Here is a 16,016-nt window from a genome sequence, read left to right as displayed (position 1 = left end):
CACGTCCTCATGTCACTTAGCAGTGTTAGGGATGCGGACCTGACGGTTGTTTTTCTGTGTCGACCTGAGCAAACACCGCTTGGATCTTTTCAGGGATCTTGCGTTGTACTTCTTGCGCAGCTTCTTCAATCGCGGCTAAAAATGCCTTCGTTGTGGCATTTCCGTGACTTTTCACAACAATACCGCGCAATCCTACCAGACTTGCGCCGTTATACTGGTCGGGGTTCACCCTTCTATACAGTTTTTTTATAACGGGTCGAAGTAAAAAGGCCAACGCTTTATAAAAAAAGTGCTTTTTTAACGCTTTGCTAAACTTATGCATGATGAGTTTGGCAATCCCTTCACAGGTTTTCAAGGCGACATTGCCGACAAATCCCTCACATACAATTACATCAGCTTTGCCAGAGAACATATCGCTCCCCTCACAATAGCCTTGATAATTAATAACAGATGAGGATTTCATTAATTTTGCAGCTTGCTTAATACCATCATGGCCTTTGATTTCTTCAGAGCCAATGTTTAGCAAACACACTTTAGGTGAAGGAATATTTAATGCCTCTCCAGCCACGATTGAGCCCATAATACCAAACTGATAGAGGGTTTCAGGGTCACAATGTACATTCGCACCAAGATCAAGCAAATAAACGGGTTGCTTTTTCTCTGTTGGAACGGCTGAAATTAACGCGGGACGCTTGATACCAGGCAACATTTTTAACACATAGTGGGCCATAAAAAAGAGCGCACCTGTATTTCCTGAACTAACACAAGCCTGCGCTTCGCCAGATTTCACCAAATCAAGCGCAATACGCATAGAAGACTGCTTTTTATTTCTAAGTGCAGAGGCAGGTTCACAACCGTTAGTGACGACTTCTTTACAGTGTTTAATTTTGAGTCTTGGATGATCCAGCATATTTGCTTTAGTCAAAGCACTTTCAATAACTTGCTGATTACCACAGAGGATTAAATTTAGATTTGGGTGCTTAAGCACAGCAGCGATAGCTGCGGGGATAGATGAACGGGGGCCGTAATCGCCCCCCATCATATCTAACGCAATGGTTAGATCGGTCAGCATAAAGTAATCTCTTACTTAGAAATTACTTTAACGCCTTTGTAGTAACCGTCAGCAGTCACGTGGTGACGACGATGAGTCTCGCCAGAAACCTGATCTACAGTTAGAGCTGGTCCACTGATCGCATCGTGTGAACGACGCATACCACGACGTGCGCGTGACTTCTTGCTTTTTTGTACCGCCATTAGCCTTCTCCTAAGAATCTTTCTTAAGTTGTTTCAAAATTTCAAATGGATTTGGTTTGCTATCTTCTGCTTCAATTTCACCAAAGCTCTTTGGCTTATCAGAATAAGAGCATAGTGCTTCATCATGCGTCGGGACTATCGGAATTGCGAGTAATAGTTCATCTTCGACGATCTGTCTTAGATTAACCTCACCCTCTTCATCCAGTTCCAACACATCATAACGCTCGGGAAGATCATCCGACTCTGCACCTAATCCGACTGGCGAATACGCAAAGTCTTGTTCCAAATCCAACCCTAATTCATCATTACAACGCTGACATACAACGGTTAGATGGGCTCGGACTTTGCCTTGCACAACAACCAAACCTTGTTCGTCGATGTTGAAATGAATGTCTACCGCTATTTCACTATTTTGATCACGCACAACTTGCTGCAATCGAGAAAGTTCTTCAAGCATTACAACACCGTCATAAGATGCTCGACGTTGCGCTGCTCTGCATGGATCAATAGTGATGGGAATTTTCACCTTTTGCATAGGGGCTGCATCATATAGATAGTTACTGTGTTAGTCAAAGTAAAAATACACTTTCCCTTTGTTTTTCGCGTTATTGCGCATTATCCTGTTGGCAATGTTGTCACAAAGATAAAAATCTCATGAAAACGCCCCTTATTCTAGCCTCAAGTTCGCTATTTAGGCAGTCAATTTTGAAAAAATTAATGCTTCCTTTTGCATCTTTTTCACCGGATGTAGACGAGCAAGCACTCGAAGGTGAATCAGCACAGCAACTTGTTGCACGGTTGAGCGAATCAAAAGCCAAAGCAGCATTAGTAAAATATCAACAAGGTGTGGTGATTGGTTCAGACCAAGTTGCACTATTCAACGGTGAGATCCTAGGAAAGCCGCATAATAAAGCAAACGCGATTAAGCAACTAAGCCTATTTAGCAATAATCGCGTGACTTTTTTGACTGGTTTAACCGTTTTCGACATTGAAAGCGGCAAAACGGTCACTGAAGTGGTACCGTTTCACGTTTACTTTCGCCAACTCACCCAAGCACAGATCAGTAACTATTGTGATGCAGAAACACCTTACAACTGTGCTGGAAGTTTTAAAAGCGAAGGATTAGGGATCTGTCTGTTTGATAAACTTGAAGGAGAAGACCCCAATACCCTAATTGGCCTTCCCCTTATTCAACTCACTAAAACCCTGCTCGCGTTTGGTATTGATGTGCTCGCAGAGCAATCAGGCCAACAATAGGTTAGACAAGTCATGATAGTTATCGCAAATATGGGCAGCCGATGTTTGCGATAACTGCTCTCTTGTTGCAACACCCATAGTGAAGCCGATCGCTTCAATGCCTGCATTCTTCGCTAAATTCATATCAATTATCGTATCGCCTACCATGACAGCCTCTGTAGCTTCCACGTTTAGTTCAGCCAAAATCTGAAGCAACATATCGGGATGCGGTTTAGACTCCGCCTCACATGCTGTCCGTGTCGTAACGAAAATATCACTCAACCCGCTTTCCGCCATCAGGCGGTCAAGTCCTATTCGGCTTTTTCCTGTTGCAACCGCAACTTTGACACCACTGCCATGTAATTGCTTTAAAAGTGCTTCAGCGCCTTCAAATAGAGGCGCTGGGGTTTTGTCTTGATGCTTATAGATATATTTATAAGCATCAATTAAAGACGCTAATTTGTCTTCATGATTTGGAAAAAGTGTCAGTATCGCTTTATCGAGAGACAGGCCGATAATACTTTTCGCCGCTTCGTTACTGACGGGTGCAATTCCACAAGATTCAGCAGCCAAATGAATGGTATTTACGATTTTTGGCACAGAGTCCATAACGGTGCCATCCCAGTCGAAAATCACACACTTGTAGCGCATGTTACTTCCTTAATTTAACTAAGCATGCTTCCAAAGCCTCATCCAATGGCGCCTCTACATGGTGTGTCGTTTCTGTTTTTGGGTGTATAAATCTGAGTTCTTTAGCATGCAAAAACAGCCTATTTAATCCCACTTCACGCATTTTGGCATCAAACACCTGATCGCCATACTTATCATCACACGCAATCGGATGTCCTTTACATTGAGTATGCACTCGGATCTGGTGCGTTCTACCTGTTACGGGTGACGCCTGCACTAAAGTTGCGGACTCAAAACGCTCGACGACTCTAAAACGAGTATGAGAAGGCTTGCCTTGCTCATGATCCACTCGCACCACTCGCTCACCTGACTTTAAGGTATTTTTACGCAGCGGTTCGGTGACATTTTTATGTTTGGCATCCCATTGCCCTGAAACCAGCGCAAGGTAATTCTTCTCCATGGTCTTTTCTCTTAGCTGCTCATGAAGTCCTTTAAGCACAGCGCGGCGCTTTGAAATCAACAAACAACCCGATGTGTCGCGATCCAAACGGTGCACCAACTCCAAGCTTTGCTCTTGTGGGCGTAGTGCTCTTAATGCTTCAATTAAGCCATAGCTTAAGCCGCTACCACCATGTACCGCCATACCAGCTGGCTTATTTATAACTATCAGATACTTATCTTCATAAAGAATGGCATCTTCTAAGTTTGCGACTTTATCTAGGTTTTTAGGCACAAACTCTGTTTTCTCCGCAACACGCACAGGCGGGATACGGATTTCATCATTGATTTGTAGTTTATATACAGGCTTCACCCGCTTTTTGTTTACGCGCACTTCCCCTTTACGAAGAATTTTATATACGGCGCTTTTTGGCACCCCTTTCAAATGCGTAACTAAAAAGTTATCGATCCTTTGACCTTCTTGGTCTTCAGTCACGGTAACGAAGCTAACTTGTAATGCGGGTTTCTCTGACATTGCCTAATCACTGATTTGAGTAATAATTTAGTTGCTATCTCGACATTATTAGTGGGATAATCAGGCCGCAAATTTTTGCGAGGTGCTTTTTATCGCAAAAACAATGTCGTGATGCACATCTTGGATGGCAGATCATACAGATTAGAGCTAATATTTCCAAAGCTTTTATCATGCATCTAAGATAAACACGTGCGAACAGTCAGTGCGAAGCGCGTAATATTTCGTTTAATGACTGGACACGATGAACAAACCAAAAAGCAAGAAATTAAAATTTGTCTGATACGTTTACCACAGTTGCAGTAATACCCGTGCATAGCAGGCCGCAACTCGTGAATAATCACAAAGCAATCAAGTCAAAAGATGGTGATAGCCAAGCTTGGCAAACCAAGCTCAACTTACCCCGTGCATGACTACTTTGTGAAACGAATAAACGTGCAAAAAGCGAACGATGGATCAGTGATTTTACCCTGATTTAAAGCGGAAACTGTGAATATGTTCCCTTTCCCCCAGTCGTGAGACTGCATCATTTAATAGGAACATCCAAGGCGTAGCACGCTGTCGCTGGCAAGACGTATCAGGCGCTGTAAATAATTAAGTAGAGAATTACAATATGAAACGTATGCTGATCAATGCAACGCAGCAAGAAGAAATGCGCGTGGCACTGGTTGACGGCCAGCGTCTATACGATCTAGATATAGAAAGCCCTGGTCACGAACAGAAAAAAGCCAATATCTATAAGGGTAAAATTACCCGTATCGAACCATCCCTAGAAGCCGCATTTGTTGATTATGGCGCTGAGCGTCACGGATTCCTTCCTTTAAAAGAAATCGCTAAAACGTATTTCCCAGATGGCTATACATTCAATGGTCGCCCTAACATCAAAGACGTGATCAAAGAAGGTCAAGAAGTCATCGTTCAGGTTGATAAAGAAGAACGTGGTCAAAAAGGCGCGGCACTCACAACGTTTATCAGCGTCGCTGGTAGTTACTTGGTATTAATGCCAAATAACCCAAGAGCTGGCGGTATTTCACGTCGTATCGAAGGTGATGAGCGTATTGAGCTTAAAGAAGCATTGAGTCGCTTAAACGTACCTAAAGGTATGGGTCTTATCGTTCGCACCGCGGGCGTAGGTAAATCTTTCGAAGAACTAGAGTACGACCTTAAGGCGCTACTCGTTCATTGGGACGCAATCCAAAATGCGGCAAATAGCGGTAAAGCACCTTTCCTAATTCACCAAGAAAGTAACGTGATCTTCCGTGCAATTCGCGATTATTTACGTCGTGATATCGGTGAGATACTAATTGATAAACCGCGTGTTTTTGAAGAAGCGAAGGCGCATATTGAGCGTTTCCGTCCAGATTTCATCAATCGTGTTAAGCTTTATCAAAACGATGTGCCGTTATTTACGCATTATCAAATTGAGAGTCAGATTGAGTCAGCTTTCCAGCGTGAAGTGCGTTTGCCTTCAGGTGGTTCTATCGTTATTGATCCAACAGAAGCACTCACTTCTATCGATATCAACTCGTCAAAAGCGACGAAAGGTGGCGATATCGAAGAGACTGCACTGAACACTAACCTAGAAGCCGCTGACGAGATTGCACGCCAATTACGTTTACGTGACTTAGGTGGCCTAATCGTTATCGACTTTATCGATATGACTCCGCCTCGCCATCAACGTGAAGTAGAAAACCGCTTGAAAGAAGCCGTTCGTACCGACCGTGCTCGCGTGCAAATCGGTAAGATTTCTCGTTTCGGCTTATTAGAAATGTCGCGTCAACGTTTGCGCCCGTCTTTAGGTGAAGCGAGCCAACATACGTGTCCACGCTGTGACGGCCAAGGCACCATTCGCTCAAACGAATCCATTGCTTTGTCTATCTTGCGTCTAATCGAAGAAGAAGCGATCAAAGATAATACCGCTCAGGTCAACGCTCAAGTGCCTGTTGCTGTTGGTGCTTATCTATTAAATGAAAAGCGTCGTTCTGTGCAACGCATCGAAAAGCGCCACGAGTGCCACGTTGTTATCATTCCTAACCAACATCTAGAAACACCGCACTATGAAGTGGTTAGATTGCGTAAAGATGAAACAACAGAAGCTGCGAGCTATGAGCAAATCACCGCGCCTGAGCCTGAAGTTGTTGAAATTGCTCGAGCTCAAGCGATTGTGAAAGAGGAGCCTGTGTTAAAAGGTGTCGTTATGCCTGATGCACCAGCGCCTGCGCCAGCTCCTACTTCAACTCAAGCTGCAAAACCACAAACGCATAAGCCACAAGCAAAACCTGCTCAAAGCGGCACTAGCTTGTTTGCAAAGATTGGTCAATGGTTCAAGAGCCTATTTGCTAGTGACAGCGATAACCAAGAAGAAAACAAATCTTCTGAAGAAAAATCATCACGCGATAACAACCGTGATAATCGCCGTCGCAATAATAACAATCGTCGTCGTAACAATAACCGCCGTCGTAACGATCAACAAAAAGAAACAACGGTTGAATCGAAAGACGAAAACAACGGTAACGAGCAACGTGGTGATAACCGCAAACGCCGTCGTCCAAATAACAGAAAACGCCAAGATCAGGACAAAGCAAACCGTCCAGCTAAGGAATCTGTAAACGATAACGTTGAAGCGCTCGAGGCTAACGACGCGCCAGTTAAAGAAGCAACAGTAAAACCACGCAGACAAAGACGTAATCTTCGCAAGAAGGTACGTGTGGAAGAAACCAACGCACAGGATACTAACACCTCAGAGCAAGCTAGCACTGAAGAAGTGAAAGTAGAAGCAAAGCCGCTTGAACAACCAGCGAAAACGGCAGCTGAGCCTAAAGCTGAACAAAAGCCAAGGCAAAGAAAAGCGAAACCTGTCGCGGATAAGTCAGAACAAGAGTCAGCAACTAACGAACAAGTAGCAGCACCTTCTGAACAAGCTGACGTACACGCTCAAGCAAAGCAGCAAGAAACAGCTAGCACTGAGCGCCACGAACAAAACGATGTTACCGAGGTGGTATCTGCTGAACTTTCAGAATCGCAAATTGATGACGAAAATAAAGAAGGCCGCACTCGCTCTAGACGTTCTCCGCGTCATCTGAGAGCGGCAGGTCAACGTCGCCGTCGTCAGGATACGCCTGAAAAAGGTCAAGCTGCTGCATTTGTACCCGTAGCAGATCAAGCCGCTGCAGAATACGAAGCTGAGCTAAAAGCGAAATCTTCTTCTGACAGTGAAACTCAAGCGGAAGTGCAGCAAGAAGCAAGTACAGTTGAGACTCAATTGTCACCTGAAACGGTAGCTGAAGATAATGCACCAGCGGCAGAAGCGACAGTTTCTGAGACGCACACTGATGAAGAGCAAGATGTCGAAGCTAAGCCAGCCGAAGCACAGGTTGACGAAAATGCAGCACAAGAAATAGAGCCTGCAAACGAAGTTGAGGCAACCACTGCTGAAGCACCAATGCAACAAGCTGCACAGCCCGAGACGTCTGCAAGCGCTGACGAATTAGTCGCAGAAGAGCTAGAAGCTATGCCGCCAGAAGAAGTCAAAGTGGTTAAAGCTGAGCCAATCGCTGACACAGTAGAGACTGAACAAGTTGAAACGGCGAAGGCTGAAGATGAAACTGAATCCGCAGTTGTAGAAGAAACTCAGGCTTCTGACACTGAGGCAACACCAGAAGTTCAGGAGCCAGCAGTCGAGACACAGGCAACAGAAGCGGTTGTGGAAACAACAGCAGCTGAAGCAGTTACTGAATCTTCAACTGAAGAGACACCAGCCGCTAACGCTATTGAAGCACCTACTCAACAGGTAGTAAACGGCAATTCAGTACAAAGCCGTGTACGCTTCAACCAAACGGCTGCCGCGCCAATGACAAAAGCACAAAGCGTGATTGAGGATGTCGTGGTAGAAACACCGTCTGCGATGCCACATGAACTACGTCAGGCTGTGGCGAATAGTGGCTTGGGTGTTGGCTCTAAGTCACCAACAGGCAGAGCAAGCGCCGACATGGCCTCTCCTGCTCAGGTTGACTAAGCAGTAATTGAAAAGCCAGTCTTTTTAGACTGGCTTTTTTGTGTCCGAATTTTACTGAGTAGACAAATGGTAATACCAGTCCTTCGTAGCACTCCGTGTTATTTATCAGTAGAATGCCGTCAATTCTTTGATCGTTAAAGTCAAAAGTATGATCACACTTAAGAGATTTAAAAACGCCTCTTTAAAAGGTGACCTATTCGGTGGTGTAACCACTGCAATTATTTCTTTACCACTCGCACTCGCTTTTGGTGTTGCCTCTGGTGCTGGCGCAGAAGCTGGGATGTGGGGCGCAATTTTGGTTGGCTTATTTGCCGCGCTGTTCGGTGGTTCAACCTCCCTCATTTCTGAACCAACCGGCCCGATGACTGTTATCATGACAGCAGTACTCACCGCCATGATGAGCAAGTACCCCGAAAATGGTCTTGCGATGGGCTTTACTGTTGTCATGATGGCAGGTGCTTTTCAGGTTTTACTCGGTACGCTCAAGTTAGGTAAATACGTTACCTTGATGCCTTACAGCGTCATCTCCGGATTTATGTCTGGTATTGGTGTTATCCTCATTATTTTGCAGCTTGCTCCTTTACTTGGACACCAAGCGCCTGCAGGTGGTGTTGTTGGCACTTTGTCTAACTTGCCCAGCCTGCTGATGGACTTACACTTTTCTGAGTTGTTCCTCGGGGTGATCACACTTGCAATCTTATTCAAAATGCCAAGTAAGTGGCGCCAGTACGTCCCCGCTCAACTGGTCGCACTCGTCGCCGTTACACTGCTTTCAATTATTATTTTTGATACCGATAGTATTCGCCGCATCGGAGAAATTCCAAGTGGCCTGCCAAGTATTGTGTTGCCAGTATTATCACCAGAGCTATTAGTTGAAATGCTTATCGACGCATTGGTACTGGGCACTTTGGGCTGTATAGATACGTTGCTAACAGCAGTAATAGCCGACAGTTTAACGCGAACCGAGCATGATTCTGATAAGGAGCTCAGAGGCCAAGGTATTGCCAATATGATAGCTGGCCTTTTTGGTGCATTGCCAGGTGCTGGCGCAACGATGGGAACTGTGGTCAATATTCAAGTGGGCGCTCGCTCGCCAATCGCTGGCATATTCAGGGCACTAATTTTGATGGCCGTAGTCTTTATCGCGGGCAGCCTGACCGAGCCAATCCCAATGGCGGTGCTTGCTGGTATTGCAGTGTATGTTGGTTTTAATATTCTGGATTGGAGTTTTATCCAACGTGCTCATAAGCTTAGTGTCAGTCAAATGGCGATTATGTATGGCGTAATGCTACTTACCGTTTTTGTTGACCTGATTGTTGCCGTGGGCCTTGGCGTATTTATCTCTAATGTGATGATCATAGAGAGATTAAGCCGAGTGCAAGCTAATCACGTTAAAGCAATTAGCGACAGTGATAGCGATGAAGATGTGCCACTGACGAAAAAAGAAAGCGAACTGTTAGATAAAGCCAACGGTAAACTATTATTCTTTTATCTTTCTGGGCCAATGATTTTTAGCGTCTCAAAAGCAATCGCAAGACAACACCGCAAGATTAGTGAATACAAAGCCATGGTTCTAGATTTAAGCGACGTAGCTATGATTGATGTCACCGTGGGCTTAGCCATTGAAAATGCGATTACAGATGCGCTTGATGCTGACTGTAGCGTGTTTATCTATTCACCGAATTTGGAGACCACCGATAAACTCAAGCGCTTAAACATTCATGACCGCCTAGGCGACCGTGCATTTTGTGATAGTCGCGAGATAGCGCTCAGTCAAGCCATTGATACTATGGCTAAAACTTATTAAAGTGCGCACTTAAGTGATCCAGTAACAATCGTAAACTGGTCGCGACAAATTGTCTGGGTGGATACAGCGCCCAGACGCCCTCTTCCTCAGGTCTAAAGTTGGTGAGTACCTCTGTTAACTCTCCACTCTCTAGTGCTTCCTGCACGTAATAATGCGGTAACTGTACCAAACCTAAGCCCTGCTTTGCTGCTTCCAAGAGCCCCCAACCACTATTGCAACGAAGTGGCCCCGCCACTTTAATTTGCCGCGCTTTACCGTGCTCAACAAAACGCCATTCGCTACTATTGCCAATTAAACACTTATGATTGCTAAGCTCAGCGAGCGTATGCGGTTGACCAAATTGATTTAAATAGATATTTGCACCACACACCATGGTTTTTCGTGTGGTTAGCCGTTTGGCGCGCAGTGATGAATCTTGTAACTTACCGAGTCGAATTGCCAAGTCAAAGCCTTTATCGAGTAAGTCGACTTGGTTGTTCGTCAAATGCATTTCTACCTCAACTTTGGGATACAAACGCATAAAGTCAACCACGGCAGGCATGACATAAGATTCGCCGTACATTACCGGTGCGGTAAGCTTAAGTTTGCCTGTAGGCTGTCTATCACGTTGACGGATTGCAGCAGTGGCGTCATCTAATCCATGCTGCAAATGCTTTGCGTGAGATAAGAATACTTCACCTTCTTGAGTCAGTGCTAATTTTCGGGTAGTGCGCGTCAAAAGTTGTATGTTGAGGCGCTCCTCTAACATTTTCACTCGGCGACTAATTTGCGCAACCGAAGTATTTAACTGAGTTGCAGCCCCACTAAATGAGCCATTACTCGCGACCGCAACAAACTCATCAATGCCAATCCATCTATCCATTATTACATATACGTAAAAGTCTTTATGATTTTTATAGATTATCAAAAATCATAATGTAGTTATACTGCTATCAACTTTTAAGAAAGGAACAAACCATGTCTGAATTTATTAAATCTAAAGCAGCAATCGCTTGGGGCCCAGGTCAACCGCTTAGTATTGAAGAAGTTGATGTTATGCCACCGAAAAAAGGCGAAGTCTTAGTTAAAATCACCGCAACAGGCGTATGTCATACCGATGCTTTTACTTTGTCTGGCGACGATCCTGAGGGTGTATTCCCAGCAATCTTAGGTCATGAAGGTGCAGGTATTGTTGAAGCGATTGGTGAAGGCGTTACCAGCGTTGCCGTTGGCGACCACGTGATCCCATTGTACACACCGGAATGTGGCGAATGTAAGTTTTGTAAGTCTGGTAAAACGAACCTTTGTCAGCAGATCCGTGAAACCCAAGGTAAAGGCTTGATGCCTGATGGCACAACCCGCTTTTATAAAGACGGCCAACCAATTTATCACTACATGGGCACGTCAACGTTCTCTGAGTACACTGTACTGCCAGAAATCTCTTTGGCTAAAGTAAACAAAGCAGCGCCTCTTGAGGAGATCTGTTTGCTTGGCTGTGGTGTTACCACGGGAATGGGCGCAGTAATGAATACCGCTAAAGTGCAAAAAGGCGATACCGTCGCCATTTTCGGCCTAGGTGGTATCGGCTTGTCCGCTATCATTGGCGCGGCAATGGCTGGCGCGAGTCGGATCATCGGTATCGACATTAATGAAGATAAGTTTGAGCTGGCGACAAAGCTTGGGGCAACCGATCTTATCAACCCGAAAAACTTCGACAAACCTATCCAAGAAGTGATCGTTGAAATGACCGATGGCGGTGTGGATTTTTCGTTCGAATGTATCGGTAACGTAGATGTCATGAGAAGTGCCCTTGAGTGCTGTCACAAAGGTTGGGGTGAGTCAGTGATCATCGGTGTTGCAGGCGCTGGACAAGAGATTTCAACACGCCCATTCCAATTGGTTACCGGTCGCGTATGGCGCGGTAGTGCTTTTGGTGGCGTAAAAGGTCGCTCAGAGCTTCCTGAGATTGTTGAACGCTATATGGCTGGTGAATTCAAGCTCAATGACTTTATCACTCATACCATGAAGCTCGAAGATATTAATGAAGCCTTTGATTTAATGCATGAAGGCAAGAGTATCCGCTCGGTGATCCATTACTAGTACCCGCACAAGGACGCACAGGCTGCGTCCTATTTCACTTAATTAAGGAGCACTTGATGGAACTGATTTCCAGCAACAAAGTATCCGGCGGTTGGCATAAGCGCTACACACATACCAGCCAGTCGACGCAGTGTGAAATGACCTTCGCCATTTTCTTACCTGAAATCGTCAATGAGGGACAACAAGTCCCGGTTTTATATTGGCTCTCAGGGTTAACCTGCAGCGATGAAAACTTCATGCAAAAAGCAGGTGCGTTTAAAAAAGCCAACGAGCTTGGTATCGCTATTGTCGCACCAGATACAAGCCCGCGCGGAGAAGGCGTTGCAGACGACGAAAATGGCGATTATGACTTTGGTCTAGGTGCGGGGTTTTACGTCAATGCGACACAGGCGCCGTATAGTCAACATTATCAAATGTATGACTACGTGACAGAAGAGCTGCCTCAGTTAATCGAAGCGCACTTCCCGGTTAGCCCGCAAAAAGCCATTAGTGGTCATTCCATGGGTGGTCATGGTGCATTAATTATTGGGCTTAGAAACCCTGGCGCCTATACGAGTATCTCAGCGTTTAGTCCAATCGTTAACCCAAGTAACTGCCCCTGGGGTCAAAAAGCGCTAACAGGATATTTAGGGGACGACAAACAGCGTTGGCAACAATATGACGCGACCGAACTATTGTCGCACTATGTTAGTCCAACAAAACGTCCGATACTCATTGAGCAAGGTTCAAGTGACCAGTTTTTAGACGAGCAGCTAAAGCCTTGGTTATTCGAACAAGCTGCAGAAAAAGTAGGCTACCCTATCACGCTAAACATGCATGAAGGTTACGATCATAGCTATTTCTTTATCTCAAGCTTTATTGAAAATCATCTAGAGTTTCATGCTAACTATATAAAGTGAGCCTGACTGCCGTTTGCGCATTTAAGCACAGCAATAAGCTAAAAATAAAAAAGGCGTACTCCCTGTACGCCTTGCTTGCTTAACATTATTTGGTATCAAATCATCAGATTAAATCGCCGTATGGATTCGTTGGACAAAGCTGTATGCTTTGCTCGAACCCAGGAATGGCTAACTCTTGCTGACTTAAATTCAATTCAGACTCATCAATCATGCCATTGCCAAAACGATAAATAAGCTCGTATTGACCATAATCAGCCGCTTGCTGATATGCAATTTGCCTTTGTGTTGTAACGGCAAGTTGCTGCTCATAATTTGCAAACTCAGCTTGGCTATAGCGCTTGCTTAGTAGCTGCTTCGTGAGCTTTGGAGAAAGTACCGTTGCCGTTGCATTGTTACCGCCAAAACCCTTTGAATTTATAAAGGCGATATCCATTGGCTCGCACTCATAGTGCTCGGTACGAATATCTAAATGCTCGGCGTGAACATCCTCTGCTACTGCATTGATTGTAGTGATCCCAGGCATAATATTGTATTCAAACACCCCAAGAGCCATCGCTAACTGATCGCCAGACGCTGGCGCTATGGTATGACCAACATAAGCTTTTGGCGCCGCCACTTTCCAGCCATTAATCGCAAAAGTTTCTGCGATTTTGTGGTAAATAAGCGACTCAGTAACCCGGTTTTGTGGTGTGCTTGAGCCATGAGCCAAAATAAAACTGCGCTTTACTAAGGCCTCGGTGCCTGCGATTTGCTGAGCCAGCGCGACCGATTTTGCCATGGTAATATAGTTACCAGGTCCAGGTGCCGTAATCGACTTTTTCACGCCGTCTGCGTTGACATATACGTCGGCCACAGAGCCCATGATCTGCGCACCAAGCTCCAGTGCTAAGGCGTCATCCATCAAAATCGCCACTTGTGCCCCTTCACCAATTGTAAAGCCACAGTTTTCACCAAAAGGACGACTTGTTTTGCGATAGTCTACATGCTCAGTACCATCAAGTTTACGCAAACCTTCTTCATTTGCGAGTGCGCCCATATTACCGAAGCCTTCGATGATCTCTGGTGTTATAGCACACTCAACACTGGCTACAATCGCCACTCGAGTACGGCCAGCCTGAATATCATTCACTGCAGCGCGGAGGTTATATAGAAACGTCGCACAGGCACCTGATGTCGTAAACGTTGTGCCAACGCTGCCAGTAACATAAGCATTGATAAAGTCAGTGGACATGGTGTTGAGTCCTAGCGCCAACTGCTTAGTGCTTACTCGGTCGCCACGTAAACGACTACGTACTAATCCACCTAAGCCCTCATCATTCATTTGCCCTGCCACAGAGGCGGAGTAAGTGCCGATTTGGTCCGGTCGTACGCTGTTCATTACCTTGTCCCACTCAAGACCCGTTGAGCGGATAGCGTCGGTTGCAGCGAAAATAGTTGCCTGAAGGCCGCGTGGTTGGTAACGGCTGTTATACATGAGTGACGGCTCAAAGCCTGTTGGTAATTGGCCTGCGGCTTTAATTGGGTTGTCTCTATAGCTATCGTGCTTAACTTCAATCTGGTCCGCAATGGTTACTTCAACCGTTTTTGGATCAAGTTCAATCACTTGCCAAGCTGCAGGAACTGGCTCTGGTAAGTCACGTTTACGACAACTGAATACTATCTTGCTGTCATCATTTGCTTTCATTGTGAGCTTTTGCTGCCAAGGGGTCGCATCTACATCAAAATGGTTTTTTTCGATTTTACGGATCAACGTTCCCGCTATGATCTGCTCACCAAAACGCGACTCAATCTCCACCTCTTGAACGACTTGGTCGTTTTGGTCAATCAGCTGGCCATTTTCATAACGCACTAAGTTCATTAAACTCGCAAGGCCCAAATAGGTCTCTTGTCGGTCTTTAGCATTTAACTTATCAAGTACAATACGTTTGTAGCCTTGATGGAAAGAGGTGCGCCCCGCGGCGTTAATACCCCCCATTCCTACAATAATTGGCAATGCTGTCATGTCGTTCCTACTTCTGAACTAAGATAATGACTTGATTTTAATTGCATTCGAATTTAAGTTTTTACAAAATACGCCACATATAAATCATTTTTCGCCAAACCAAAGAGATCGGAGCAGATGAAATCCTGTACAAAGGTCGCCATTGTGCTTTACAAGCATATGCTCGTTACCAGTGTCACCTTACCGCTGGAAATGCTCAAAGCCGGACAAGCCTTTGCTAAAGTGCATCTAAAAGAGGCTTATGTTCCTTTAGAAGTTCTCCTTTGCAGCAGCCAAGGCGAGGCAGTCAACGCCGATAATTACATGGCACTTGAAGCACAAAGTGACTTTAGCTCATTGCCTTTATATGACTACATTATTGTGCCAAGCATATGGCGAAATCCAAGACCACTTGTAAGACAAAACCAAGCGCTGAGTGAGTCACTTGCGGATGCATGGGGAGCAGGAAGCACACTGATAGGTGTTGGTACGGGTGTTTGCTTTTTAGCAAGCTCAGGCCTGCTTGACGGGCATTCAGCAACGACCCACTGGCATTTTGCCAAACAATTTTCTCAGCTATACCCCAATGTTGAATTAAAACCGGATTACTTTATCACTCAATCAGAGCGGATCTACACTGTAGCCAGCTTAAATGCGCTGGCCGATGTGATTGTACACATTATTGAGTTACTGTACGGGATAGATGCCGCACACCATGTGCAGCAAAACTTTTCTCATGAAATTCGTAAGCCTTACGAAGAACAGCGCTACTTAGAGGGTGCTGTGGACCGTCATGCTGATGAGCAAATTGCCGCAATTCAATTTTGGCTGAAAAATAATGCCGCATCGGAAATCTCTTTACCCGCTGTCGCGGCGCAATTTGATTTAAGTTATCGCACCTTTAACCGTCGCTTTAAACAAGCAACAGGGCAAACCGCCGTTGCCTACTTGCAACAGGTACGTATTGAAATGTGTAAAGAGCTACTCGCGAGCAGTAATCTCTCCATTCAAGATATTGCCCTTGCTTCTGGATTTAATTCACAAGGGCAATTAAGCAGAGTATTTCGGCAATTAATGGGAAGATCACCAAGCACATATCGGGCAATAGTAAGAAAGAAATTGTTCTCGTAGCAACTCGTAGCAAA

Annotated in this window: 13 protein-coding genes; 6 read left to right on the top strand and 7 right to left on the bottom strand. The window is 45.2% G+C overall.

All coding sequences use genetic code 11. From position 1 onward, the window contains the following. Positions 1-25: 25 nt before the first annotated feature. From plsX to yceD, 3 genes are read right to left on the bottom strand one after another with little or no spacing between them, the layout of a single operon-like run. The gene (plsX, locus tag BB427_RS18275) at positions 26-1,072 is read right to left on the bottom strand and encodes a phosphate acyltransferase PlsX (protein WP_010374011.1); all 1,047 of its coding nucleotides are present in this window, start codon (positions 1,070-1,072) and stop codon (positions 26-28) included. An 11-nt stretch (positions 1,073-1,083) separates the two neighbouring features. Further along, complete coding sequence (gene rpmF, locus BB427_RS18270) at positions 1,084-1,254, bottom strand: 50S ribosomal protein L32 (protein WP_010374010.1); 171 nt, start codon at positions 1,252-1,254, stop codon at positions 1,084-1,086. A 10-nt stretch (positions 1,255-1,264) separates the two neighbouring features. Then, positions 1,265-1,789 carry a 23S rRNA accumulation protein YceD gene (gene yceD / locus BB427_RS18265; protein ID WP_010374009.1) on the bottom strand — a complete coding sequence of 175 codons (525 nt, stop codon included), beginning with the start codon at positions 1,787-1,789 and terminating at the stop codon, positions 1,265-1,267. A gap of 119 nt (positions 1,790-1,908) precedes the next feature. Here yceD and BB427_RS18260 point away from each other — a divergent pair, with 119 nt between their 5' ends. After that, positions 1,909-2,511, top strand: coding sequence for a Maf family protein (locus tag BB427_RS18260; protein WP_083229909.1), 603 nt, complete (start codon positions 1,909-1,911; stop codon positions 2,509-2,511). On the opposite strand, the gene BB427_RS18255 is transcribed toward BB427_RS18260, so the two are convergent. After that, the gene (locus BB427_RS18255; RefSeq protein WP_069022387.1) at positions 2,497-3,141 is read right to left on the bottom strand and encodes an HAD family hydrolase; all 645 of its coding nucleotides are present in this window, start codon (positions 3,139-3,141) and stop codon (positions 2,497-2,499) included. The two genes, BB427_RS18260 and BB427_RS18255, sit on opposite strands and share 15 nt — an antisense overlap. A gap of 1 nt (position 3,142) precedes the next feature. After that, entirely contained in the window at positions 3,143-4,093 is a 951-nt protein-coding gene (gene rluC, locus BB427_RS18250; protein WP_069022385.1) for a 23S rRNA pseudouridine(955/2504/2580) synthase RluC, read from the bottom strand. Positions 4,094-4,703: 610 nt separating this feature from the next. Between rluC and rne the strand changes: the two genes are divergently transcribed. After that, on the top strand, positions 4,704-8,105 hold the full coding sequence (gene rne, locus BB427_RS18245) for a ribonuclease E (RefSeq protein ID WP_069022383.1): 3,402 nt from the start codon (positions 4,704-4,706) through the stop codon (positions 8,103-8,105). A 148-nt stretch (positions 8,106-8,253) separates the two neighbouring features. Further along, the gene (locus BB427_RS18240; RefSeq protein WP_069022380.1) at positions 8,254-9,912 is read left to right on the top strand and encodes a SulP family inorganic anion transporter; all 1,659 of its coding nucleotides are present in this window, start codon (positions 8,254-8,256) and stop codon (positions 9,910-9,912) included. Here BB427_RS18240 and BB427_RS18235 read toward each other — a convergent pair. After that, complete coding sequence (locus BB427_RS18235) at positions 9,899-10,774, bottom strand: LysR substrate-binding domain-containing protein (RefSeq protein ID WP_010374004.1); 876 nt, start codon at positions 10,772-10,774, stop codon at positions 9,899-9,901. The two genes, BB427_RS18240 and BB427_RS18235, sit on opposite strands and share 14 nt — an antisense overlap. Positions 10,775-10,869: 95 nt before the next feature. On the opposite strand from BB427_RS18235, the gene BB427_RS18230 reads away from it, so the two are divergent. Then, positions 10,870-11,991, top strand: coding sequence for an S-(hydroxymethyl)glutathione dehydrogenase/class III alcohol dehydrogenase (locus BB427_RS18230; RefSeq protein ID WP_069022378.1), 1,122 nt, complete (start codon positions 10,870-10,872; stop codon positions 11,989-11,991). 56 nt (positions 11,992-12,047) lie between these two features. Beyond that, positions 12,048-12,890, top strand: coding sequence for an S-formylglutathione hydrolase (gene fghA / locus BB427_RS18225; RefSeq protein ID WP_069022376.1), 843 nt, complete (start codon positions 12,048-12,050; stop codon positions 12,888-12,890). Positions 12,891-12,993: 103 nt separating this feature from the next. On the opposite strand, the gene BB427_RS18220 is transcribed toward fghA, so the two are convergent. After that, positions 12,994-14,892 carry a beta-ketoacyl synthase gene (locus BB427_RS18220; protein ID WP_069022374.1) on the bottom strand — a complete coding sequence of 633 codons (1,899 nt, stop codon included), beginning with the start codon at positions 14,890-14,892 and terminating at the stop codon, positions 12,994-12,996. A 117-nt stretch (positions 14,893-15,009) separates the two neighbouring features. Here BB427_RS18220 and BB427_RS18215 point away from each other — a divergent pair, with 117 nt between their 5' ends. Then, the gene (locus BB427_RS18215) at positions 15,010-16,002 is read left to right on the top strand and encodes a GlxA family transcriptional regulator (RefSeq protein WP_069022372.1); all 993 of its coding nucleotides are present in this window, start codon (positions 15,010-15,012) and stop codon (positions 16,000-16,002) included. Positions 16,003-16,016 lie beyond the last annotated feature (14 nt).

The sequence above is a fragment of the Pseudoalteromonas sp. BMB genome (genome assembly GCF_001709235.1).
GTDB lineage: Bacteria > Pseudomonadota > Gammaproteobacteria > Enterobacterales > Alteromonadaceae > Pseudoalteromonas > Pseudoalteromonas maricaloris.
Note: the sequence above shows the minus strand (reverse complement) of the source record. Positions and strands in the feature narration are given on the sequence as shown.

Excerpts from the sequence above, each read along its gene's own strand:
- plsX (WP_010374011.1), bottom strand. The coding sequence starts at position 1,072 with ATGCTGACCGATCTAACCATTGCGTTAGATATGATGGGGGGCGATTAC.
- rpmF (WP_010374010.1), bottom strand. The coding sequence starts at position 1,254 with ATGGCGGTACAAAAAAGCAAGAAGTCACGCGCACGTCGTGGTATGCGT.
- yceD (WP_010374009.1), bottom strand. The coding sequence starts at position 1,789 with ATGCAAAAGGTGAAAATTCCCATCACTATTGATCCATGCAGAGCAGCG.
- BB427_RS18260 (WP_083229909.1), top strand. The coding sequence starts at position 1,909 with ATGAAAACGCCCCTTATTCTAGCCTCAAGTTCGCTATTTAGGCAGTCA.
- BB427_RS18255 (WP_069022387.1), bottom strand. The coding sequence starts at position 3,141 with ATGCGCTACAAGTGTGTGATTTTCGACTGGGATGGCACCGTTATGGAC.
- rluC (WP_069022385.1), bottom strand. The coding sequence starts at position 4,093 with ATGTCAGAGAAACCCGCATTACAAGTTAGCTTCGTTACCGTGACTGAA.
- rne (WP_069022383.1), top strand. The coding sequence starts at position 4,704 with ATGAAACGTATGCTGATCAATGCAACGCAGCAAGAAGAAATGCGCGTG.
- BB427_RS18240 (WP_069022380.1), top strand. The coding sequence starts at position 8,254 with ATGATCACACTTAAGAGATTTAAAAACGCCTCTTTAAAAGGTGACCTA.
- BB427_RS18235 (WP_010374004.1), bottom strand. The coding sequence starts at position 10,774 with ATGGATAGATGGATTGGCATTGATGAGTTTGTTGCGGTCGCGAGTAAT.
- BB427_RS18230 (WP_069022378.1), top strand. The coding sequence starts at position 10,870 with ATGTCTGAATTTATTAAATCTAAAGCAGCAATCGCTTGGGGCCCAGGT.
- fghA (WP_069022376.1), top strand. The coding sequence starts at position 12,048 with ATGGAACTGATTTCCAGCAACAAAGTATCCGGCGGTTGGCATAAGCGC.
- BB427_RS18220 (WP_069022374.1), bottom strand. The coding sequence starts at position 14,892 with ATGACAGCATTGCCAATTATTGTAGGAATGGGGGGTATTAACGCCGCG.
- BB427_RS18215 (WP_069022372.1), top strand. The coding sequence starts at position 15,010 with ATGAAATCCTGTACAAAGGTCGCCATTGTGCTTTACAAGCATATGCTC.